This is a genomic window from Streptococcus sanguinis, from assembly GCF_003943735.1.
Lineage (GTDB): Bacteria > Bacillota > Bacilli > Lactobacillales > Streptococcaceae > Streptococcus > Streptococcus sanguinis_E.
Genome location: NZ_RJMV01000003.1, coordinates 97,078 through 117,515, shown reverse-complemented (window position 1 = coordinate 117,515; position 20,438 = coordinate 97,078). Strand labels below are relative to the sequence as shown.

Annotated in this window: 24 protein-coding genes and 1 pseudogene; 4 read left to right on the top strand and 21 right to left on the bottom strand. The window is 40.9% G+C overall.

Going from position 1 to position 20,438, the window contains the following annotated elements; translation table 11 throughout:
• Positions 1–66: 66 nt before the first annotated feature.
• From D8877_RS04900 to D8877_RS04850, 11 genes are all read right to left on the bottom strand, one after another.
• A complete protein-coding gene (locus D8877_RS04900; RefSeq protein ID WP_125341390.1) occupies positions 67–1,803 on the bottom strand; it encodes an ABC transporter ATP-binding protein in 1,737 nt (578 codons plus the stop codon).
• Positions 1,793–3,535, bottom strand: coding sequence for an ABC transporter ATP-binding protein (locus D8877_RS04895; protein WP_125341389.1), 1,743 nt, complete (start codon positions 3,533–3,535; stop codon positions 1,793–1,795). The genes D8877_RS04900 and D8877_RS04895 overlap by 11 nt, the downstream gene beginning before the upstream one ends.
• Positions 3,536–3,631: 96 nt before the next feature.
• A complete protein-coding gene (locus D8877_RS04890; RefSeq protein WP_125341388.1) occupies positions 3,632–4,819 on the bottom strand; it encodes an MFS transporter in 1,188 nt (395 codons plus the stop codon).
• 155 nt (positions 4,820–4,974) lie between these two features.
• Positions 4,975–6,321 (bottom strand): asparagine--tRNA ligase, encoded by a 1,347-nt coding sequence (gene asnS, locus D8877_RS04885; RefSeq protein WP_125341387.1) that lies wholly within the window; start codon positions 6,319–6,321, stop codon positions 4,975–4,977.
• Between the two features lie 21 nt (positions 6,322–6,342).
• Positions 6,343–6,708: a VOC family protein gene (locus D8877_RS04880; RefSeq protein ID WP_002906354.1), complete on the bottom strand. Its 366-nt coding sequence runs from the start codon at positions 6,706–6,708 to the stop codon at positions 6,343–6,345.
• A gap of 179 nt (positions 6,709–6,887) precedes the next feature.
• Positions 6,888–7,238 carry a hypothetical protein gene (locus D8877_RS04875; protein ID WP_125341386.1) on the bottom strand — a complete coding sequence of 117 codons (351 nt, stop codon included), beginning with the start codon at positions 7,236–7,238 and terminating at the stop codon, positions 6,888–6,890.
• Between the two features lie 9 nt (positions 7,239–7,247).
• Entirely contained in the window at positions 7,248–7,841 is a 594-nt protein-coding gene (locus D8877_RS04870; RefSeq protein WP_125341385.1) for a hypothetical protein, read from the bottom strand.
• Positions 7,842–7,855: 14 nt separating this feature from the next.
• A complete protein-coding gene (locus D8877_RS04865) occupies positions 7,856–8,275 on the bottom strand; it encodes a hypothetical protein (RefSeq protein ID WP_125341384.1) in 420 nt (139 codons plus the stop codon).
• Between the two features lie 232 nt (positions 8,276–8,507).
• Complete coding sequence (locus tag D8877_RS04860) at positions 8,508–8,984, bottom strand: hypothetical protein (RefSeq protein WP_125341383.1); 477 nt, start codon at positions 8,982–8,984, stop codon at positions 8,508–8,510.
• A gap of 266 nt (positions 8,985–9,250) precedes the next feature.
• Positions 9,251–10,432, bottom strand: a complete 1,182-nt coding sequence (locus D8877_RS04855; RefSeq protein WP_111675680.1) for a pyridoxal phosphate-dependent aminotransferase — start codon at positions 10,430–10,432, stop codon at positions 9,251–9,253.
• Positions 10,429–10,917, bottom strand: coding sequence for a cell wall elongation regulator TseB-like domain-containing protein (locus D8877_RS04850; protein WP_111675679.1), 489 nt, complete (start codon positions 10,915–10,917; stop codon positions 10,429–10,431). The genes D8877_RS04855 and D8877_RS04850 overlap by 4 nt, the downstream gene beginning before the upstream one ends.
• A gap of 114 nt (positions 10,918–11,031) precedes the next feature.
• On the opposite strand from D8877_RS04850, the gene D8877_RS04845 reads away from it, so the two are divergent.
• Positions 11,032–11,478 carry a MarR family winged helix-turn-helix transcriptional regulator gene (locus D8877_RS04845; RefSeq protein ID WP_111675678.1) on the top strand — a complete coding sequence of 149 codons (447 nt, stop codon included), beginning with the start codon at positions 11,032–11,034 and terminating at the stop codon, positions 11,476–11,478.
• Between the two features lie 85 nt (positions 11,479–11,563).
• Entirely contained in the window at positions 11,564–12,112 is a 549-nt protein-coding gene (locus D8877_RS04840) for an NADPH-dependent FMN reductase (RefSeq protein WP_002895223.1), read from the top strand.
• A gap of 98 nt (positions 12,113–12,210) precedes the next feature.
• Here the strand turns inward: D8877_RS04840 and D8877_RS04835 are convergent, their stop codons facing one another.
• The 10 genes and pseudogenes from D8877_RS04835 to D8877_RS04785 form a co-directional block, all read right to left on the bottom strand.
• Complete coding sequence (locus D8877_RS04835) at positions 12,211–12,510, bottom strand: DUF4176 domain-containing protein (RefSeq protein ID WP_111675677.1); 300 nt, start codon at positions 12,508–12,510, stop codon at positions 12,211–12,213.
• Positions 12,511–12,541: 31 nt separating this feature from the next.
• Entirely contained in the window at positions 12,542–13,087 is a 546-nt protein-coding gene (locus D8877_RS04830) for a hypothetical protein (protein ID WP_111675676.1), read from the bottom strand.
• The gene (locus tag D8877_RS04825) at positions 13,084–13,626 is read right to left on the bottom strand and encodes a hypothetical protein (RefSeq protein ID WP_125352598.1); all 543 of its coding nucleotides are present in this window, start codon (positions 13,624–13,626) and stop codon (positions 13,084–13,086) included. The genes D8877_RS04830 and D8877_RS04825 overlap by 4 nt, the downstream gene beginning before the upstream one ends.
• A gap of 714 nt (positions 13,627–14,340) precedes the next feature.
• Positions 14,341–14,863, bottom strand: a pseudogene (locus D8877_RS04815) (hypothetical protein).
• 39 nt (positions 14,864–14,902) lie between these two features.
• Positions 14,903–15,535, bottom strand: a complete 633-nt coding sequence (locus D8877_RS04810) for a hypothetical protein (protein WP_111675674.1) — start codon at positions 15,533–15,535, stop codon at positions 14,903–14,905.
• A gap of 1 nt (position 15,536) precedes the next feature.
• Positions 15,537–17,168, bottom strand: coding sequence for an ATP-binding protein (locus D8877_RS04805; RefSeq protein ID WP_111675673.1), 1,632 nt, complete (start codon positions 17,166–17,168; stop codon positions 15,537–15,539).
• On the bottom strand, positions 17,159–17,518 hold the full coding sequence (locus D8877_RS04800) for a hypothetical protein (protein ID WP_111675672.1): 360 nt from the start codon (positions 17,516–17,518) through the stop codon (positions 17,159–17,161). The genes D8877_RS04805 and D8877_RS04800 overlap by 10 nt, the downstream gene beginning before the upstream one ends.
• Complete coding sequence (locus D8877_RS04795) at positions 17,518–17,817, bottom strand: TIGR04197 family type VII secretion effector (RefSeq protein WP_172454722.1); 300 nt, start codon at positions 17,815–17,817, stop codon at positions 17,518–17,520. Before D8877_RS04795 ends, D8877_RS04800 begins: the two co-directional genes overlap by 1 nt.
• Before the next feature lie 64 nt (positions 17,818–17,881).
• Positions 17,882–18,610 (bottom strand): peroxide stress protein YaaA, encoded by a 729-nt coding sequence (gene yaaA / locus D8877_RS04790; protein ID WP_111675671.1) that lies wholly within the window; start codon positions 18,608–18,610, stop codon positions 17,882–17,884.
• A gap of 16 nt (positions 18,611–18,626) precedes the next feature.
• On the bottom strand, positions 18,627–19,211 hold the full coding sequence (locus D8877_RS04785) for a VanZ family protein (RefSeq protein WP_111675670.1): 585 nt from the start codon (positions 19,209–19,211) through the stop codon (positions 18,627–18,629).
• A 129-nt stretch (positions 19,212–19,340) separates the two neighbouring features.
• Here D8877_RS04785 and D8877_RS04780 point away from each other — a divergent pair, with 129 nt between their 5' ends.
• Positions 19,341–19,802, top strand: a complete 462-nt coding sequence (locus tag D8877_RS04780) for a DUF1836 domain-containing protein (RefSeq protein ID WP_125341381.1) — start codon at positions 19,341–19,343, stop codon at positions 19,800–19,802.
• On the top strand, positions 19,786–20,433 hold the full coding sequence (gene trhA, locus D8877_RS04775; RefSeq protein WP_002900134.1) for a PAQR family membrane homeostasis protein TrhA: 648 nt from the start codon (positions 19,786–19,788) through the stop codon (positions 20,431–20,433). Before D8877_RS04780 ends, trhA begins: the two co-directional genes overlap by 17 nt.
• Positions 20,434–20,438: the final 5 nt, after the last annotated feature.

Genomic DNA, 20,438 nt, shown 5'->3' with positions numbered 1-20,438 from the left:
GTTGGAAATTCCAACTCTTTTAATTCTGTTTAGCATCAATATGTAAACTTTAATAAAGCTCCCCTCTTACTCCTGCGCCGTCTGCATTTGGTAATAAACACCTCTCGCTGCCATGAGCTCCTGATGATTACCATGTTCGACGATATCACCATCTACCATGACGAGGATGATGTCCGCATTTTGAATAGTAGACAGGCGGTGGGCGATGATAAAGCTAGTACGCCCCACCATGAGCTTGCTGAAAGCCTCCTGAATCAAGACTTCTGTCCGGGTATCGATGGAGGAAGTCGCCTCATCCAAGATTAGGATTTTAGGAACAGCGAGGAAGACGCGCGCAATGGTCAAGAGCTGCCGCTGACCTTGAGACAAGGAGTCCCCTGCATCTGCCAAGTAGGTATCATACCCCTGAGGTAGCTGCTGGATAAAGAAATGCGCATTGGCTGCCTTGGCAGCTGCAATGACTTCTTCTCGGCTAGCATCTGGCCGGCCAAAAGCTATGTTGTCATGAATGGTCGTCGTCTTGAGCCAAGTCTCTTGCAGTACCATACCAAACTGCTGACGATAAGAGACTCTGGTGTAATGCGTGATGGGAACATCGTCTAGCGAAACAAGACCACTATCAACATTGTAAAAGCGCATGAGGAGATTGATTAAAGTAGACTTACCAGCACCAGTTGGCCCGACAATGGCGACCTTACTAGCTGCTGGAATCCTTATATTCAAATCCTGAATCAGCTCTTTGCCAGGCTCATAGCCAAAAGCCACATGCTCAAAGCTAATCTGTCCTCTGGCATCTTCCGACTGGAGGATTTCCTGACCGGGCTCAGTTATTTCTTCTTTGTCTAAAACGCTGTAAATCCGCTCCGCACAAGCTAAAGCGCTCTGCAATTCAGACATGACTGACGATATATCATTGAAAGGCTTGGTGTACTGGTTGACATAGTTGAGAAAGGTTACCAGCTGCCCGACCGTAAAGCCTGTTCCCTGAATGATTCGGACAGCCCCAAAGCCCACAATCAAAGCATAGATCAGGGCATTGATAAAACGAGTCGAAGGATTAACCGTTGAAGAATAGAAAATAGCAGCCTGCGAATAGTCTGCATAAGTCTGATTACTGCGAGTGAAGACTTGGTCAAACTGCTCTTGGGCATTAAAAGCCTGTATCAGACTTTCCTGGGTCAGACTTTCCTCAATCAGTTGAGTCTGAGCTCCTCTCGCCTGCGTCTGTCGTTGGAAAAAGATAAAACTCTTTTTGGCTATAAAACGCGCTAAGAAGAGAGAAAGGGGCGTCAAAAGCAGAACCAAAAGCAGGAGGAAAAGGTCCAATCTGGCCATGCTAATGATAGTCACTAAGATTGTCAGCAAACCCACAAAAAATTGATTGAAAACCATAAGCAGGCCATTGCTGAGCTGCTCCAAGTCCGTCGTTACCCGACTGACCAAGTCGCCAGTTCCCTGCCGGTCCAGATAAGCCAAAGGCAGATAATGAACTTTTTTGATAACACCCTGTCGGAGCTGCTGGCTATAGCGATAGACCAGCTGATTATAGAGCAAGGGATTGAGCCATTGAATCAGCGTATTGGCTAAGATGACCAACAGCATCTGCCCCAAAATCGGCATCAAACGTTGCTCCGCTTGAGGAAGAAGAACGCTATCAACCGCATTTCCGATTAAAACTGGAAGAAGAACAGTCAGAGTCACTTGAGCCACCGTTCCCAGACTAGCTAGGAGAAAGAGCCAGCGCGCCTGTAGCAAATCTCGAGTCAAACGCCTCAAGCTGCTAGGTGATGTCTTATGCTTCATGCTTTCCCTCCTCTCCTTGACTATGCTGTGAGTCATGGATTTCTCGGTAAATAGCAGAGCTAGTTAAGAGTTCCTCGTGGCGACCAAGAGCCACCTGTTCTCCCTTATCCAGCACTAAGATTTGATCCGCTGAACGCAAGCTATTGGTCCGCTGAGAGATCAAGACCATACTGGTCTCTGTCAATTCATTCTTAATAGCCTGCAAGAGTCTAGCCTCTGTCAGATAGTCCAGAGCAGAGGTTGCATCATCTAAAACCAAGAAAGGCGCCCTCCGCAAGACAGCTCTTGCAATGGTTAAACGCTGCCGCTGACCGCCAGAAAAATTCCGACCAAAGGCCTCTACAGTCGCATCCAAGCCACCTTCCTTCTGAGAGACAAAGTCCGCTGCCTGAGCAATCTCTAAAGCCTGCCATAGGTCTGCGTCTGTTGGCTTGGTTGACATGCCCAAGGTCAGATTGGAGCGAACAGTTCCTTGAAAAAGCTCCGCCTTCTGAGGCACCAGACTGATCCAAGACCGCCATTCTATGAGATTTTTAGGACTGCGTCCTTGGAAAAAGATGGTCAACTGACCAGCAGCCACAGGATAAAGATGAGCCAGCAGCTGGACTAGGGTCGACTTCCCTGAACCTGTTCCACCAATAACTCCCAAAGTCTGACCTCTTTTCAAATCAAAAGTCAGACCAGTCAAGGCTGGGCTAGCTGCATTTGGATAAGAAAAGCTGACCTGCTGGACTTTAATGGCTTGATTTGGCAGAGCTGTTTCCTGCACTAATTCCTGCAGGACATCTTCTTCCGCTTGCTCGAATACCTGACTGATACGACCAGCACTGATATAGCTTTGATTGAGCGAATTGACCAACATAGCTAGCTTGAGCAATTCCACCAAAATTTGCAATAAATAATTGACCAAGGCCACTAGCATCCCCTGGGTCAGTAAGCCCTTGCCGATAAAGCTATTCCCCTGGCAAATCACAGCAATCAAGGTACCATTGACCGTAAGAAAGGTCAGGGGGCTAATCAGACTAGCCAGAGCTCCCGTCCTGATTTGCCAAGTTTTATAGAGCTCATTGCGATTTCGAAAGGTTTGAACCTCACGCTGGGTCTGACCGAAAGCTCGTATAACCCGCATGCCCTGTAGCTGCTCACGAGTCAAATTGACCAGCTGATCAGTCAGCTGACGAATTTTGGCATAGAGAGGATTCATCAGACGAGACATGAAGACGATAATAGCCGTTAAAATTGCCACCATGAGCAAGAACCACAAGGTAATGACCGGACTGATAGTAAAGGCCATGATGATGGAGCCAAAAACGATGATAGGCGCCCGCAGAAAGAGACGAAGAAATTGATTGATTCCTGTCTGAATCTGGTAGGTGTCACTCGTCAGTCGAGTCACCAAGCTAGAAGTCGTCAACTCATCCCGACTAGCCTTGGGCAAGCGCAGAATCTTCTGGTATAGATCGCTTGTCATCTGACGAGTAAAGCCCACTGCCGCCTTTGACGAATAATACTGGGCCACCACTGCTACCACCACGCCCAGAGCAGCCAAGCCCATCAAAAGAAAAACCATCCAGTAGAGATGGGAGCTGTCGTGTCTAGGGATGGTCTCATCCACAATCCCCGCAATCAAAAGCGGAACCAAGAGTTCAAAACTGGCTTCCAAAAGCTTGAACAAGGGCCCCAGCAAAGACTCCCTGATATAGCCCTTGAAATATTTCAATAAATCTTTCATACCGCCTACTTCTCCATTAAACTGTATTTATTTTACCATAATTTTCAAAGGGTAAAAAATATTCTCCTTCTGACCAGCAGAAAGAGAACATGAATATTAGACTTCTTGTAAGTTCTGGCTTATTTTCTTTAGACTCATATACAAAAGTGGCGTTACGGCTAATAAGAAGCCGCCTAAAGCTATAAAAGTCCAGTCGAAGCCAAAGCAATCGATCAACCAGCCCGTTACAGGGAAGATGACAATCATACTCAGGCTGAACATCATAGAATAGACACTAAGCATGGTCGCCCGTACTTCACTTGGCAGCTTCTTTTGTAAATCGTTGTCAAAAATCGGCTGGAAAAGAGCATACAAGGCGTTGCTGATTAGATAAATCAAAATATAGATGATTGGCGTTCCAAAATAGGACAGCAGGTAGCTTACTCCAGTTAAAAGAACTACTGAAGGAAAGAGTTTTAAGGCAGAATATTTCTTTCCAATCATACTCGCCAGATAGACCGCTAAGATATTCAAAGCACTGCCAATCAGCATAACTACCGAAATCTGCCAATCTTTTAAGTCAGGCAATTGATTTTGATAGTAAAAATAAAACATACACATGAGTGTTCCGATGATTTGGGAAAGAATCATCCAGATAAAAAGGCTGGGATTTCTTTGCAACTCCTCTTTGACAGCCCAGATAATCTTTTTCATGGTCAGACATTCTGCTTTCTCTGTTTTGACACTTGGCTCCTTCAACATCCAAGTCAAGAAAAGAACGATGATAGAGGTCCCAATCATGATATAGTAGGTAAGATGCAGTTGGCCATGGACAAAAAATCCAGCCCAGACCGTTCCCAAAGACCGGGTCGCTTCGGCCACTCCAGACATAAAGCTGGAGATGGATAAGTAACGTTCCTTGAGTCCGGCCTCCACAGATGAATCATAGACCATGGCTGCGCTTGTCCCCGAATCAAAATTATAGGACCAAGCACTAATCACCATAGCCAACGCATAAACCCAGAAGTTCCCCTGCCCAACTAACATGAGAACAGAAGACACAATCCCAGCTATCCGACTCAGATACAGATTAGTCTTGTAGGAAAAGCGATCCGCCAACATCCCAGAAGGAATTTCACAAATAACGCTAGTCGCATGAAAAATACTTTCCAAAAGCCCAATCTGCCAAAGGGACATACCGTTTTGACTTAGAAATAAAATCCAAAAACTAGTAATGCCTAGAAAGGCAAAAAATTCAACTCCGGCCATAAGGCCGATATTTTTCCGATAACTTCTTTTAAACATATTTTCTCCTTTAACAAGTGTTTTTTAATTTCATCCTTTATCACTTGTTGATCTGCTGTTTACATGACTCCTACCTCTTCTTTCTCTAAAATTCTGTATTTGGATTATTTCATAGTTTACTGTTGAAAAAACGCCACATGGGCGTTTGATTCGTTTTACGGTTTAATACGGTGTAGCATACGTGGGAATGGAATGGCTTCACGGATATGCTTAGTCCCTGCTACAAAGGTTACCATACGCTCGATACCGATACCAAAGCCTCCATGTGGAACAGATCCATACTTACGAAGATCCAAGTAGAATTCATATTCTGATGTATCCATACCAAGCTCTTCCATCTTAGCAACCAAAGCGTCATAATCCTCCTCACGCATAGAACCTCCGATGATTTCACCGTAGCCTTCTGGTGCAAGTAGGTCTGCACAAAGGACACGATCTGGATTTCCAGGAACAGGTTTCATGTAGAAAGCCTTGATGGCTGCTGGGTAGTTCACAACAAAAGTAGGTACCCCAAAGTGGTTTGAAATCCATGTTTCATGTGGTGAACCGAAGTCATCACCATGTTCCAGATGCTCATAGTCCGCATCCTCATCATTTTCATGGGCTTGCAAGAGGTCAATCGCTTCATCATAGCTAACACGCTTGAAAGGCTCTGCAATATAGCGTTTCAAAAGTTCTACATCACGTTCCAGCGTTTCCAAAGCTTGAGGAGCACGGTCAAGAACACCTTGAATCAAGGCTTTAACATAAGCTTCTTGCAAGTCAAGTGACTCATCATGCGTCAAGTATGAATACTCTGCATCCATCATCCAGAACTCAGTCAAATGACGACGGGTTTTTGATTTTTCGGCACGGAATACAGGACCAAAGTCAAAGACACGACCAAGAGCCATAGCACCTGCTTCCAGATAAAGCTGACCTGACTGACTCAAGTATGCTGGAGTTCCGAAGAAGTCTGTTTCAAAGAGCTCAGTTGAGTCTTCTGCTGCATTTCCTGATAAGATTGGGCTGTCAAACTTCATAAAGCCATTCTTGTCAAAGAATTCATAGGTAGCGTAGATAATGGCATTGCGGATTTGCATCATAGCCACTTGCTTACGAGAACGCAGCCACAAGTGACGGTTGTCCATGAGGAAGTCAGTCCCATGTTCTTTAGGCGTGATTGGATAGTCATTTGACTCACCGATGATTTCGATGTCTGTAATGTCCAGCTCGTAGCCAAATTTTGAACGCTCGTCTTCCTTGACAATCCCTGTCACATAAACAGAAGTTTCTTGGCTAAGCTTTTTAATCGTATCAAACTTCGCCAATCCTTCTTCTTCGCCAAATTTTTCGATAAAGTTAGGCTTGAAGGCCACCCCTTGGAAAAAGGCAGAACCATCACGCAGCTGCAAGAAAGCAATCTTACCCTTACCTGACTTATTGGCAACCCAAGCACCGATGGTCACTTCTTGACCAACATAATTTTTCACATCAATAATTGTTACGATTTTCTTTGACACGTTTTTTCTCTTTTCTATTTTTTATTCTTTATGACAAACTGCCTCGACATTATTACCATCTGGATCTAAAACAAAGGCTGCATAATAAGATGAAAGGTTCCCCCGATAATTTGGCGCACCGTTGTCTTTTCCCCCTGCCTTTAAACCAGCCTCATAACAAGCTTGAACCTGCTCATGGTTTTCTGCCAAAAAAGCAAAGTGAATCGGAGACTGCTCTCCCTCCCCCAACCAAAAATCTCCACCAGGATGTGGGCTGTTGGGAGCAACAAAACTGAGTAGAGAACTACTTCTAAAAGCCAATTTGTAGCCTAGAGGAGAAAGAAAACTTGTATAAAAGTCTTTTGAAATTTGTAGATTCCTGACCTTTATCTCAAAATGATCAATCATATCTGCCTCCTAGATTGGTTGCTAAATGTCACTTTATTTCAAGACAAATCTTTTGGACATCTGTTCTATATTTTACCATAAAGCGATTGCAATAGCTATCCTTGAAGAGTCTAAATATCAGAAAAATTAAAAAACCAGCCTCCTAAAGGCTGGCGGATAACTCTCTTTGAATAAGAGGACTAATTTTTTGTTCCATATAGCAGTCGATCAACCATGTCATCATCATAGTTCAAGACTTTTTTCAAAGCCATCTTAAAGCGCTGATCGCTGAGAATATGACCTCCTGGACTCTGATCGATCGTCGCATAATTCCCCTCCCAATCCTGAGTAAAGGCTACAGTCAGCTCTTGGTCAGGATCTTCACAAACATCTCTCCGAGGATCTTTTGAACTGGTAGACGGTCGAAAGTCCATTCTTTGCAGACGAAACGACAGTTCTTTATGAAAAGCCGCAATGTCCTTCTGACGATTGGCCACTGGCTCATGTTTGTCCAGCCAAGTCAAAACATCTTCTTTTGTAATATATATCATTTTCCCCTCCTAAACCAAATCAAAGTTCGCCCTGTAAATGACCGTATCATAGCTCGGGCTAGCTGCTGACAGAGCCGCTTGAATGATATGGAGCACGCGCTGCTGTTGACCTTCAAAAGCTAAAGGCAGGAGCATATCGGAGACATTTTTGACAATCACTCCCTTAGTGAATTCCCCATCTTCATAAGAAAAATCCTGCTGATGAAAAATGGTCTTGGTCTTAAATTCAATCACCTGTCCTTGCAAGATTAGCTTATAAGTCTTCTTCCAGTTGGTTCTTCCACCAAACCGATAAAGGACCAGATAAATCCCCAAATCATGATCTGCAACCCAATCGCCCGTCTCAAAGACTAGCTCGTCATCAATACCAGCTTCCTTTAAAAGCTCAATCCCTTCTTCAGAAATCATCTCGTGCACGAACTTCCAACTTCCTTCTTGGGGAAGAGTTGCTGTTCCCTCAGTCTCCTTCTGAGGGCTACTACTGACTGCTTTATGATGAACTCTTTTAGGGGTAAATTCCTCCTCCCAAGTCATCTCCTCTTCTATATCACTGACCGCCCGTCTAGTCGGTAAAAAATCCAGACACTTTTCTAATAATCCCATATCCTATCTCCTCTTTATCTGTACTCCACGTGGTTTACTTCCCTTATCTTTGTATCATAATAAGGGTTAATTTGCGACAGGGCATGTTGAATCACTGTTACGATCTTATCCTCTCGTCCTTTTAAAACCTTGGGAATCACAAGCTGGGAGATTGTTTCTGTCGATAGACCTTTTACACTTTGATTTTCCTCATTGCAAACTGGATATCTATCGGCCCGCTCTTCTTCTAGACGAAATTCAAGCAAGTGTCCCCCGAGAATCATGGCTAAGACCTGATATTTCCCTTCCCCAATACGAAATTGCTTGACGCAGAGAAAAATTCCTCTCTTCTCATCCTCTAGTAAAAATGGCAGAGCCAGTTCTTTTTCTTCAATAGAAAAGTCCTCGAGAAGCTTCTTCTCTCTTTCCCCTATTTCCTTTCTGATAAAACCCATTTTATCTCCTTTTGTACAAAATAATCTTCATCCCTATTATTACTTAAGTAAAAAGACCATGAGGAACACACTGCAAGTCAATAGAATGCAGGGCTAGACCAAATGGACTTCTTTTATTATACACCGAAACACCATCATCTTCAACTAAATACTCCTCAAATTTATAAGTCGTGTGGTGATTTCTATCAGAAAGTTACTTCAACTAACTTAATCTAGCATTGATAGCTGCTATTTAATCAATAGGCGGATCATTCTTTACCTCTTCTTCTGTCTTCCAGTAGGTCATACTGCTCTTCTTAGTGTCTACACCTCCCTTATCATTAACTACAATACGGACCTTAAAATAGGTTCGCTCAATCTGAGGATTATAGCGAGTCTCATAAACCATCGTAAAATCCGCATAGCCCGTCCCAGAAAGTTCCTGCTTTGCAGATCCTCCTTCAGTATTTTTTAATTGCTCACTATTCAAAGTTCGCATCTTTAAATTTAAAGCTGGCTGGTAATTATTCAAGTACCAATCCTTACGGGCCGAAGAATTCTCATAATAGTGGATACGATAGTGATTATCTTTTGCTTGTAAGCTGTAGCTTGGTTCATCCGTCTTAGACTGGGAAATTGTGGTCCACCCTTTCTCTGAATCAACAACAGAACAAGCGGCCAATAAAACCAAACTGACTCCCATGAATAAGAAAATCAAATGTCGTTTCAAATCCTTCTCCTTTCACTCCTGTTTACAAGACCTAGCAGCTAAATTATAACTGCTCCCAGCTTTTACTTTGTCGCCCAAAATCTTCTTAATTCGACCAGAAAATATGAAAGCGATTTTATGATGTTCTATATTATTTTACCATTTTGTCAAACTATTTGCCAATGCAGTTGAGGGGAATTGAAAAGGACGAACTCTGAGTCCGTCCTTATCTATTGTTTATAAATTTTTGTAGATTATCTTTAGCAAGCAATCCCGGATTGTGAGGTCTATTTACTCTCCATAAATTGCTGCAAGCGCTGAACGGCTTCTTTGAGCGTGTCCAAATCTGTCGCATAGCTAAGACGGACATTTTCTGGAGCACCGAATCCTGCTCCAGTCACCAGAGCCACGCCAACTTCTTCTAAAATTGCTGTCGTAAACTCGGTCACATCTGTGTAGCCTTTCATTTCCATGGCTTTCTTGACATTTGGAAAGAGATAGAAGGCCCCTTGCGGCTTGACCACTTCAAATCCTGGCACCTGAGCCAAGAGTGGATAGATGGTATTAAGACGTTCTTCAAAGGCCTGGCGCATGGTTTCAACCGTTTCCTGACTGCCAGTCAAGGCCTCGATTGCTGCATATTGAGCCGCTGCTGTCGGGTTAGAAGTCGTCTGACCTGCAATCTTACTCATGGCCGCAATAATCTCCGGCTCACCAACTGCATAGCCAATCCGCCAGCCTGTCATGGAGTAGCTCTTAGAGACACCATTGATGACCACCGTCTGCTTGCGAATCTCCTCGGACAGACTGGAAATTGGTGTAAATTTATTACCGTTATAAACCAGACGTCCATAGATGTCATCTGCCAAAATCAGAATATCATGCTCCACAGCCCAGTTTCCAATCGCCCTTAGCTCATCCGCTGTATAAATCATACCAGTCGGATTGGACGGCGAGTTCAAAACCAAGACCTTGGTCTTATCAGTCCGAGCAGCTTCCAACTGTTCCACCGTAACCTTGAAATTATTTTCCTCAGTGGTTTGAACAAAAACAGGAATCCCCTCGGCCATCTTAATTTGGTCGCCGTAGCTTACCCAATAAGGCGTCGGAATGATAGCTTCATCACCTGGGTTGAGCACACTCATAAAGAAGGTGTAGAGGGAGAACTTAGCTCCGGTTGCCACCGTCACTTGATTCGGCTGGATTGTGTAGCCATAATAGTTAGCAAAATACTCTACCACTGCTTCTTTTAGCTCTGGCAGACCGCTAGTCACTGTATAAAAGCTAGCACGCCCATCCTCAATAGCTGCTACAGCCGCATCTCGGATATTCTTAGGCGTCGGAAAATCCGGCTCTCCCAGAGTCAGAGACAGAATATCCCGCCCCTGCGCTTTCAAAGCCTTAGCACGCGCTGCTGTTGCCAAGGTCACGCTTTCTTCCATTTTTAAGACACGATTTGATAATTTCATAGTCCCTCCTTGCTGACCAACTGTCCGCTTTCAAAACCAATCAGGTAGTAGGTGCCTCCCGACTTGACTTCCCAGATGGGCTGATCTTTAAAATAGCCCATGGTCACCTTATCAATAGTTCCTGCTCCATTTTCCTTGGCAATGCTCTCCGCATCTGCCTGACTGACACCTTGGTCCAGTCGATAGACCCGAATCTCATTGGAATCTTTTGCAATCAAAACAGCTTTTTCGATACCCTTACTTGTCTTGCCAAGCAGACTGTAGTAGGATTCCTGCCCATTGTAGATAGCAAAAGAGTCCACTTTTTCAAGATCTGCGTATTCCTTGGCCAAGCGTCTGCTTACTTCCTTAGCCGACTGTATCGGCTGCATAGATACTTGCAAAACTGCAAAAAATGAAAATACAAGAACACTGAGAACGATAAAAATACCGATAAGGTACTGCCAAATTGGAAAACTGGCTTTATTTCTATTTTTATATTTCACTCCGTCATTATACTACAAATACTCCTATTTTTCTATCTTTTTTTGATGAGAATATTCTCAAAATTCTAAAGCAATATCCTTGCATATGATACTATTTATTGGTAAAATATTGTTATGAAGATTACAGACGATTTAAGCAAAGAAACTCTGCTTGATTTGAAAACCATGATTGTCTTTCATAAGGCAGCAAGAACCATCCGTGCCATTGAAGCCCAGATTTTTAAAAAGCATGATTTGACTCCTACTCAGTTTTCCGTCTTAGAAACCTTGTACAGCAAAGGAGAACTGCGTATTCAGGATCTGATTGACCGCATATTGGCTACTTCTGGCAACATGACTGTCGTCATCAAAAATATGGAACGCGACGGCTGGATTGTCCGCACCTGCGACCCAAATGACCGCCGGGCTTTTTTGATTGGTCTGACGGAACAAGGCAGAGCTAAAATTGAAACTGCCCTGCCTGATCATATCAAAAATATCCAGCAAGCTCTGTCCATTCTCGAAGAAGACGATAAACAAGATTTGATTCGCATTCTAAAAAATTTCAAAAAAATGAGCTAAATAATTGCTAACTAGTGATTAATGTTGTAACATATATTGTAACAAGAGAAATTTCTCTTTATTTTATAAAAAAGGAGACAATGCAATGTCTAAAGTATTATTCATCGTCGGCTCGCTTCGTCAAGGTTCTTTCAACCACCAATTGGCTGAGCAAGCTGAAAAAGCTTTGGCTGGTAAGGCAGAAGTTTCATATCTTGATTACAAAGATGTACCATTCTTCAACCAAGACATCGAAAGTCCTGCTCCAGCTGCTGTCGCTAAGGTTCGTGAAGAAATTTTGGCCGCTGATGCCATCTGGATTTTCTCACCTGTCTACAACTGGGCTATTCCAGGAGTAGTGAAAAACCTCTTGGACTGGGCTTCACGCGCTCTGGATCTGTCAGACCCAACTGGCCCATCTGCTCTGAATGCTAAGGTTGTTACTGTTTCATCTGTAGCTAACGGCACATCACCAGATGAAGTATTCAAGCACTACCGTAGCCTGCTGCCATTCATTCGTATGAATGTGGTAGAACCATTCACAGGTGTTGGTATCAACCCAGAAGCATGGGGAACTGGTCAACTGACTGTCGCAGAAGACAAACTTGCTGAACTCTCAGCACAGGCTGATGCTCTTTTAGCAGCCCTTAACTAAAAAGAGAAGATTATAAAAAGAAAAGAAAACTTATAAGACATTAACCCCTCGCAAAAATTGCGAGGGGTTTTAGAATACTTTACTGACAGGAACAGATATTATAAATCAGCTAAAGAATATTTAGGATAAGGAATTTGAGATAATTTTTCTTCTATTTTTGCTAGCATTTTCTCTTCTGAGTCATCTATATACCCCTCAAACCAAATTTTTTCAATATCTTCTTGGTTAAAAAAGCAAGCTTGATTATCCGTCATACCAAAAGGATATACACAGCCGGAATAGTCTAAATAACCAATTTCACCTTTATTATCATAAAGAGGATAACGGTTAATAATCATAATTTTCACTTGTCCATTTTTAAGTTGGACAACACTCCCTATCGGTAGTAGCTCAGTCATTAGAAACCTCCTTTAAAAATCTTCTCGAATTCTAAGTATTCTTCTTTTTTAATCTTTTCAGAACTTTTATCTGTTTGAATAAATCGGACCTTATGAGACTAAAATAAGCAAGAAAGAAACCCATGTCACTTAGCAAATAAGACAAATAGCTGCCTTTGCTTAAATACTCAACAGATTGATAGATGGCAAAAACAGCAAAAATCAAGCCAATTCCAAACTTCCCATATATATTTCGACTAAAAATATATAAAAACTCATCTTTTATAGGTAGTGTTTCAAAATGAAACTCTTTAAATGACGGCTCTTTCCTTGTCCTTGCAAGCAATTCTACTAGATACCCAACAATAACATAACCCAAAACTAACAAGATTATTTTCCATAGGAAGGACAAGCGGCTATTCGAAACAGAAGTAAATCCATGTAGCAGCATAATGCTAGCTGCGGGAACATATTTCGTGAGATCCAGATGGAATTGTGGACTATGAACATTTGCATAAATTTTATTCGTTTTTAGGTTCATATAATAGTTTCTCCCCTGAAAAGTCAAGAGATAGATTAAATATTCTTTTTTCTTCATTTTAATTGCTTTTCCAATCTTTTAAGGATAATCAATTTCTCTAATGGCCTATTTCCAAATAATAAGAGCCCAGATACTGGGAGAAAACCAATGATAGCTATAAAAGAAATAAAGCTTCCTGAAAAATAATAATCAATTATAAATTTAATTGACGTAAAAAATAGTAGAGTCCCAAAAAACAATATTCCTTTACATTGTGTTTGTTGGTTATAAAGAAAATTAGGCCAGTCAAAATAAAGTTTCTGATTAAAATTTTTCNTAGTTCCTTTTCTAATATTTCTTAGAACAAATATTATCAAAACTAAAACGCAGAGAACAGTCGAACACAAAATAAATATTCTGATAGGCACACTGGCAACCTGAGGTGCTGTTGCTTCTGAATAAATGTTTCGTAAAAGAAAGGAAGCAGGCAGAATAGCCCAAGTGAGATTAGGAGCTTGCTCTTCTTTCTTATCTATAGAGTATAGTTGTCCAGTTTTTCTATCATAAAAAATATTTTTATCTCTGAAATTACCTAACCAAAATACATTCTTATTCATTGATTTCTTCCAAGTAACAACGGTTCATAATCATAGCACTTCCATTCAATAATTGGTCATACATTACCTTAAACCATGGTTTATAAGCTAAAACTCTTAGTTTATTGTTTCATCAATTCCTTTATTGCTATCATTCTTTTCATAAAATTGCTTTTTGCTGTTACCATATAAAATATAAAATAAAAGGCAATAACTTCTATTAAGTTTGNCATGGTAGGAGCGTTCAAATATTCTCTCATTTGAAAAACAGTTAAGAAAGAACTCACTGAAAATGTAATAAGAAGAATGTATAATCGGTTTCTCTCTTCTTCTAAAAAATTCAACCAACCAACATGTTCATATAATTTGGGATTAAATACTTCAACGTTTTGCCCTAAATACTCATCTTTAAATCCAAAGTGACAGACCAAAGATATAAGAATAAGAGTCGCGCACAAAACAATTACTTTGAAAATAGGGGATTCAAATTTTATATTGTTTACTTGAATGAGAAAAGCATTTCCTAGAATTCCAAAGGATATTACTAACCACCTGAGATTAGGAAAAACTCTCTCATTGACTTTATTAGAATATACTTTTTTTCTTTTCACATCATAAAAGATGTTTCGACCTTGAAAGCCGCCTATGATAACCATAGATTTCGTTTTCTTCATTTTCAATACCATCATATTAATAAAAAACTAGAACTGAGAGGAATCAAATCCTTCCTAAACTTTACCTGTCCACCACCTGAGCTTCAAATTTAACCGGTTTATTGTCTACATTGGTTATGGTGATGGAGTAAGATTTGTTGTTAGTTACATCAAAAACTTTTTCTCCTTTATAACTAACAACAATCCCATCTTCTACTAAATGTATATCTTTTTGATTATTAGGAAGCTCATTCTTGTCTCCCTCGGTACTGCCTATCTTAATAATTTTCTTTTCACTTACCCCAAATAATACATCCCCAAATTTTTCAGACCAAACATTTGTACCTGATAATTTTATTTTAGCATCATTTAATTTTTTTAATATTAATTCTGAACTATACTCTAACTGATCCGTATTTGGAGACACTCTTAATTCAACGCTTTGACCTGATTGCAGAGTATATTTGCCGTAGTTTAAAATTTCCTGAACGTACCAGACAACAAACAGACTATACAGCACGCCAATAACAATCCTTGAACGGCCGGCTTTTAAAACGGCGCAAAAGTAAAAATAGAGAAGCAATAAAAATTACTGAAGTTATCATTCTTTATTTTCCTTATAGATTCCGTATCGTTTCAAGACTCTATCCATTCTGCAAGATTTCATCTTCTTTCCGTTTTCTCTGCTGACCCGACCACCTGATACATAGCAACAATACTATCATACGAAGAATCAAATAGACCAAACGAAGTATTTTCATCTTACCCAGAGCAGACAAAAACTCCTCCCTTGAATGTCCCACTTCTTGACCTAACTGTTCAACCGTTTTGCCTGTTTCCTCTTTAATAACAGCTGCATTCTTTGAAATCAAATAATAATTTTGCTCTAAACTAGTGGTATAGGCTCTGGATATTGGTTCATCTAAGAAAAAATATACTCTATCAGCATACTTATCTTCAGACAGAGCATAGTATATTTCAACTTCACTATCCCATTTTCTAGGAAAACTAGTTATCCTAGTATTTTCATAATCTAGATGCATAATTCCATTTAATACGTCACTAGTCCATTCTTCCGCATAGTGATAAAGAGTTGCCTTCTTATCTACCATTGGCCAAACCATAACATACCGACTATGCATGAATTCCTTGGTCAAGGCCGAATTGCTAGCCAGACTGGTCGCACCAATCTCATATATTGACCAAACAAGTACAATGAGCGTTAATAAAGCTTGAGTTGGTTTGTTTTTATAATATTTTTTCATTTTTTTTAACATTTTACTCTCCAATAGAGGGATTGGGTTTATCTAAATCCTTTTGGAAATGTTGGATAGCATTCATGAAATTTTCGAAGGTTGATGATTGTTCACTAGAATGAGAAGAAACGTATAATTTATAAGTTTCTTCTAATTTCTTCATTCCTTTCGTGTAATCTCCTTCTCCAATATTTTGAACAAATTCATAAGTTCTATAGCCAGATGTTCTCTCAACGCTATCGTAGTATGAGTTTGTAACATCAACCAGGCTATTCCCATCCTTAATTTTGTGATAAACATTAACAGCATCTAAATCTGAACGATAGTCATCATTACCAAGACTCGGCGGAAGTCCCATAGTACCTGCTACATCACCTTGCCATCCCGCTAAATCGTCTTCATTTTCAATAAAATGATTACCTGTATAATGTGCAGAAATAGTTGCAGCCATATGGGAATAGTCTATGGTTCCTCCAAATTGAGACAGTAACTCTCTAACTCTTGCTTTCTGCTTCTCGTCTAATTTATTATAATTTACTTGACCATATGCTTTCTCAGAAGCTAAATTCAGTTTCCCTTTTATCTCATCATTTGTATCTCCCTCTTCAATCTTTTCCAATCCCGTAAAATTATGCTGATTCTGAATAGCTTTCTGAATCGTATCAATTTCATCATCTTTTAAGCCATATTTTCTCAAAACAGATTTCATTCTATAATTAATACCAACATTTATACCGTTTACCCCATTCGGGCTATATAATCCACCGACCACTTGCCAAGCTCCATAAGATTTATCACCATAAGAGTAAGATGCAACTATTTTAAAGAATTCTATATTTGCTTTCTTGGATCCATATTCCTTTTCTAGCTTTTGATATAAATTTAGTAATATCTCTGATTCAGTTCGACTAAATCCATACTGTTGTCTAATAGTTTGAATAAATTTCTCTTTTTTAGTTATTGGTATGTATGTCTCAATCTTCTGTCCCTTCATTTTAATAGCCCAGCTCATATCTACACCATCAACTGAGTAATTTCCATCACTATCTACCAGGACTTGGCTTAGCTGGCTGGCTCCTTGGATAGCTAGACGAAGAACTTCTAGACTATCGCTGAAATATTGGGAGACTTGAGCGACAAAGAACTCCAACTTTTCAATCTTCTCTTCCAATTCTTTGATTTGTGATTCAATTTGCGATTCTGCACTAGAAAGAATCACCAGAGACTGCATGTGAGAAACGATATTAAATGTAGCAATAGACTTCATGCGCTCTAAGAATGATTCTTTTGCTTCAATAGCCTTTTTGACAGAGGCTAGCTGCTGCTCTCTCAATTCTTTTGTCTTCTTCAGCTGATCTAGATCGAGGTTTCCATACTCAGCTACCTGAGCATCAGCAGTCCTATATGAATTTAACTCCGTTTGAATGTCGTCCACTGCAGCCTGTAGCTTCTTAATGGCAGGAATGATAATCTCTGAAAAGAGGCCTTTCCCTGCTGTATAGGCTGCTCCCATGAGTTCTCCTGAGTCTAGGGTAGCTATTAGGTGGTCACAGCCCTGAGATAATCGGTCTGTCACCTCATTGGCCACTTGAATATTACTAGACATGGCCTCCATCAGCTGTGAAGACTCTGACGCACTGTACTTTACTCCCATGGTAAAGAGTTCCTTTCTTTCGTCAATTTTTCTCGATTTTCATCTAATTTTTGCTGAACTTTCCTTGTTTGTTTGGAAACATTGTCCAACTCCTGCTCTACATAGCTGTCAATTGCTTGTTGCAATGCTTGGTTTTCTTCCCATATTTTACGATTGGTAGAACTAGTCTCTGATACGGGATCTATCAAATTTTCTATTTGGGCATTCATCGTCCAAATATCTGTACGAAAATCCATTACCTTCTCTTCATAACGCTTTTTGAGAACTAAAAGATCTTCTTCTTGATTCTCAAGGTGAATAATCTGCTTATGTAATCGTTCACGTTTTTCTTGATTTTTATCTTTTATCATCAGTTGCTCCAACGTTGTGCCTGCTCTACATCACGCTTTTCAATTTTATAAGCTATATCAGGAAATTTATTAGCCTGAGCCAAAACAGCTGCGCTAAAGTCACTGACAGCCTGCAGCATTTGATTGCATGCCTGACGGCCTGCTTCCATCCCAGCAATCTCAGTAGTATAGCTAAACTCCACCTGCTGATTTTGCTTGTCGCTTGTATCTACCCCAACCAATTCACTGATAGCATTCTGAGCGGAAATAGTATCCGACTTGATTTTTCCCATAGTTCTGAAACTCCTTAGAAACGTCATTTATTTTATAACAATTTTATAACGAGAATATTACGTAGATATTACAAAAGCCGATTCTTCCTTTTCATACTTCCTTGATATAAACCAACTCTTGGTCACTGGACAGGTCAGGTCGGTAAGTAAAGCCAGCAAAGCTTAATTTCTTCATCTGTTCGACTTCTGTTACTTGGTTAGTTATTAGAGTTGTTAAAAACTCACCACGCGCTTTTTTAGAAATGGTCGAATGGACTTTTAGCTTGCCGCCTCGGTTTTCCAGAAACTTGAAGCCTATCATGCGCTGGCGAATTTCCTTGGAAAAGACTGTTTCAAACTCGCTGGACAGGAGGGAGAAAATCATCTCATCTTCTGCCAGAGCTTGGTCATAAGCTTCTTTCCAAAATGCCTTGAGACTCTTCCCATCTAGCTTGAGTGGCATCATAAAGTCCAAGCGATGGGGCGCTATGGGCTCCAGGGCTGGGATAACACCGTAAAGCGCCGTTGTGATAGCAAGATGCTTCTCGATATACTGACTTTCCTCCTTGGTATGGTCCTGCCTCTTGATATGGCGGTACATGAGGCCATCAAAAAGATAAAGTGCTGGAGCATGCTGCGCAGTTCCTTCTCGCAAAGCCTGAATGGCTTGCCACTCTACCTCCGCTCTTTCTGGGGAGATTTTATAAAATGATGCCAAGTCAGCTACTGACATGGTTGCCAACTCATCCAACACAGCCTGAGTTTGTGCTGAAAATGGATTAGGGATTGCAGATGGAGCAGTTAGATTCAACTCTTTGGCAGTTGGGATAAGAATTTTCATAGTTTCCTTCTTTCATTTAGTGAATATGACGGACAACCCATTTACCCAAGGCTGTCTCTAGTAGATAGGTGCCGATAATGAATCCTAGCAGATTAGTCAGGATATCACCCAAGTCAAAAATGCCAAGATGAAAGAGATACTGGCTCCCCTCAACCAGACTGATAGCCAAGGTAAAATAAGCTAAATGTTTCCATGACAGCTTGCAGAGAAAGCCCAGCGGAATGAACATAATGATATTCATGGTGGGTACCAGCTTATCTCCATAAATCCAATTATAGGTAAAAGACTGCAGGTCCAGACTGAAGCCCTGCCTGCCGATATTTTTCAAAAAGAGGGCATAGAATAGAATGAGAAAATAGAGGGTGTAACTGGCTAGTACCAGCCAACGAGGAATGTGCCGACTATAGAGGCCGCGAATAAAAAGCGAGCTAATAGCTGTCAGAGTCAGGATGATAGAAGCTGGTATCAGCAGGTTCCACTCTGGCTGATTCTTGTAAAAGACGACGGCTACATAGGCATAAAAAAAGCGCATATAGAGCCAAGACCAAAAAATCAGACTGCCTAGGAAGGCTGCCATATCAAAGATTATTTGTTTTTTCATCTGAAACCTCCCTTTCTTCTTTTTAAGATTATATCAAATTTCAATGGGACATTCTATTTTTTGCTTGACTTTGATTTACAGAGATGTTATCATCTAGTTATAAGGACTAGATAAGAAAGTGATAAAGATTTGAACACTCAACAAGTTTTTCCCAAGTGGGACGAATTACCAGATCTGGAGCTATATTTGGACCAGGTCCTGCTCTATGTAAACAATGTCTGTGGCTCTTCTATTTCAGCTGCTGACAAGGGACTGACCGCTTCTATGATTAACAACTATGTCAAGCATGGCTATATTGCTAAACCGGTCAAAAAAAAATATCAACGTCGTCAGGTAGCACGCTTGATTGCCATTACGACCTTAAAAACGGTCTTTTCTATCCAGGAAATTTCAGCTACTTTAAATATGCTGCATAAAGAAGCAGATTCGCGAGAACTCTATGACGACTTTGTAGACTATATGAACGGAAGCAAGCTAGAGGTGGCACCCATCATTTCCACTGCCTGCCAGACAGTCAAACTCTATCAAAAGACCTTATCCCTAATCCAAGTACCAAATGAGGAGGAAGAAAATCTTGAACTACGCGCTTAAACTCAGTAAAAAACTATCCTTCGGAGAGGAAATCGCCAACGCTGTTACCCATGCGGTAGGAGCTGTTCTGATGCTGATTCTGCTGCCTATCTCAGCCATTTATAGCTATGAAGGGCACGGCTTGGTGGCTGCTGTCGGAACTTCTATCTTTGTTATCAGCCTCTTTCTCATGTTCCTCTCCTCAACAGTCTACCATTCTATGTCCTATGGCTCGACCCACAAGTATATCTTGCGCATTATTGACCACTCCATGATTTACATCGCCATCGCTGGCAGCTACACGCCAGTCGTGCTGTCGCTGATGAATAACTGGTTTGGCTATCTCATCATTGCTATCCAGTGGGGCACGACCATCTTTGGCATTCTATATAAGATTTTCGCTAAGAAGGTCAATGAAAAATTCAGCTTAGCTCTCTATTTGATTATGGGCTGGCTGGTGGTCTTTATCATTCCGCAGATTATCGGTCAGACCGGACCAGTCTTCTGGGGACTCATGCTGGCTGGTGGCCTCTGCTATACTGTAGGAGCTGGCTTCTATGCTCAAAAGAAGCCCTACTTCCACATGATTTGGCATCTTTTCATTCTAGCAGCCTCTGCTCTGCAGTATCTGGCTATCGTATACTTTATGTAAGACAA

Bases quoted from the DNA above. Each gene is read 5' to 3' on its own strand.
- D8877_RS04835 (WP_111675677.1), bottom strand. From the start codon at position 12,510: ATGACTGAGCTACTACCGATAGGGAGTGTTGTCCAACTTAAAAATGGA.
- D8877_RS04890 (WP_125341388.1), bottom strand. From the start codon at position 4,819: ATGTTTAAAAGAAGTTATCGGAAAAATATCGGCCTTATGGCCGGAGTT.
- D8877_RS04805 (WP_111675673.1), bottom strand. From the start codon at position 17,168: ATGGGAGTAAAGTACAGTGCGTCAGAGTCTTCACAGCTGATGGAGGCC.
- D8877_RS04830 (WP_111675676.1), bottom strand. From the start codon at position 13,087: ATGAAGAAAAAAGAATATTTAATCTATCTCTTGACTTTTCAGGGGAGA.
- D8877_RS04900 (WP_125341390.1), bottom strand. From the start codon at position 1,803: ATGAAGCATAAGACATCACCTAGCAGCTTGAGGCGTTTGACTCGAGAT.
- D8877_RS04785 (WP_111675670.1), bottom strand. From the start codon at position 19,211: ATGAAAAAACAAATAATCTTTGATATGGCAGCCTTCCTAGGCAGTCTG.
- yaaA (WP_111675671.1), bottom strand. From the start codon at position 18,610: ATGAAAATTCTTATCCCAACTGCCAAAGAGTTGAATCTAACTGCTCCA.
- D8877_RS04895 (WP_125341389.1), bottom strand. From the start codon at position 3,535: ATGAAAGATTTATTGAAATATTTCAAGGGCTATATCAGGGAGTCTTTG.
- D8877_RS04845 (WP_111675678.1), top strand. From the start codon at position 11,032: ATGAAGATTACAGACGATTTAAGCAAAGAAACTCTGCTTGATTTGAAA.
- D8877_RS04865 (WP_125341384.1), bottom strand. From the start codon at position 8,275: ATGGGTTTTATCAGAAAGGAAATAGGGGAAAGAGAGAAGAAGCTTCTC.
- D8877_RS04795 (WP_172454722.1), bottom strand. From the start codon at position 17,817: ATGACGTTTCTAAGGAGTTTCAGAACTATGGGAAAAATCAAGTCGGAT.
- D8877_RS04875 (WP_125341386.1), bottom strand. From the start codon at position 7,238: ATGATATATATTACAAAAGAAGATGTTTTGACTTGGCTGGACAAACAT.
- D8877_RS04855 (WP_111675680.1), bottom strand. From the start codon at position 10,432: ATGAAATTATCAAATCGTGTCTTAAAAATGGAAGAAAGCGTGACCTTG.
- D8877_RS04840 (WP_002895223.1), top strand. From the start codon at position 11,564: ATGTCTAAAGTATTATTCATCGTCGGCTCGCTTCGTCAAGGTTCTTTC.
- D8877_RS04870 (WP_125341385.1), bottom strand. From the start codon at position 7,841: ATGGGATTATTAGAAAAGTGTCTGGATTTTTTACCGACTAGACGGGCG.
- D8877_RS04880 (WP_002906354.1), bottom strand. From the start codon at position 6,708: ATGATTGATCATTTTGAGATAAAGGTCAGGAATCTACAAATTTCAAAA.
- D8877_RS04810 (WP_111675674.1), bottom strand. From the start codon at position 15,535: ATGTTAAAAAAAATGAAAAAATATTATAAAAACAAACCAACTCAAGCT.
- D8877_RS04800 (WP_111675672.1), bottom strand. From the start codon at position 17,518: ATGATAAAAGATAAAAATCAAGAAAAACGTGAACGATTACATAAGCAG.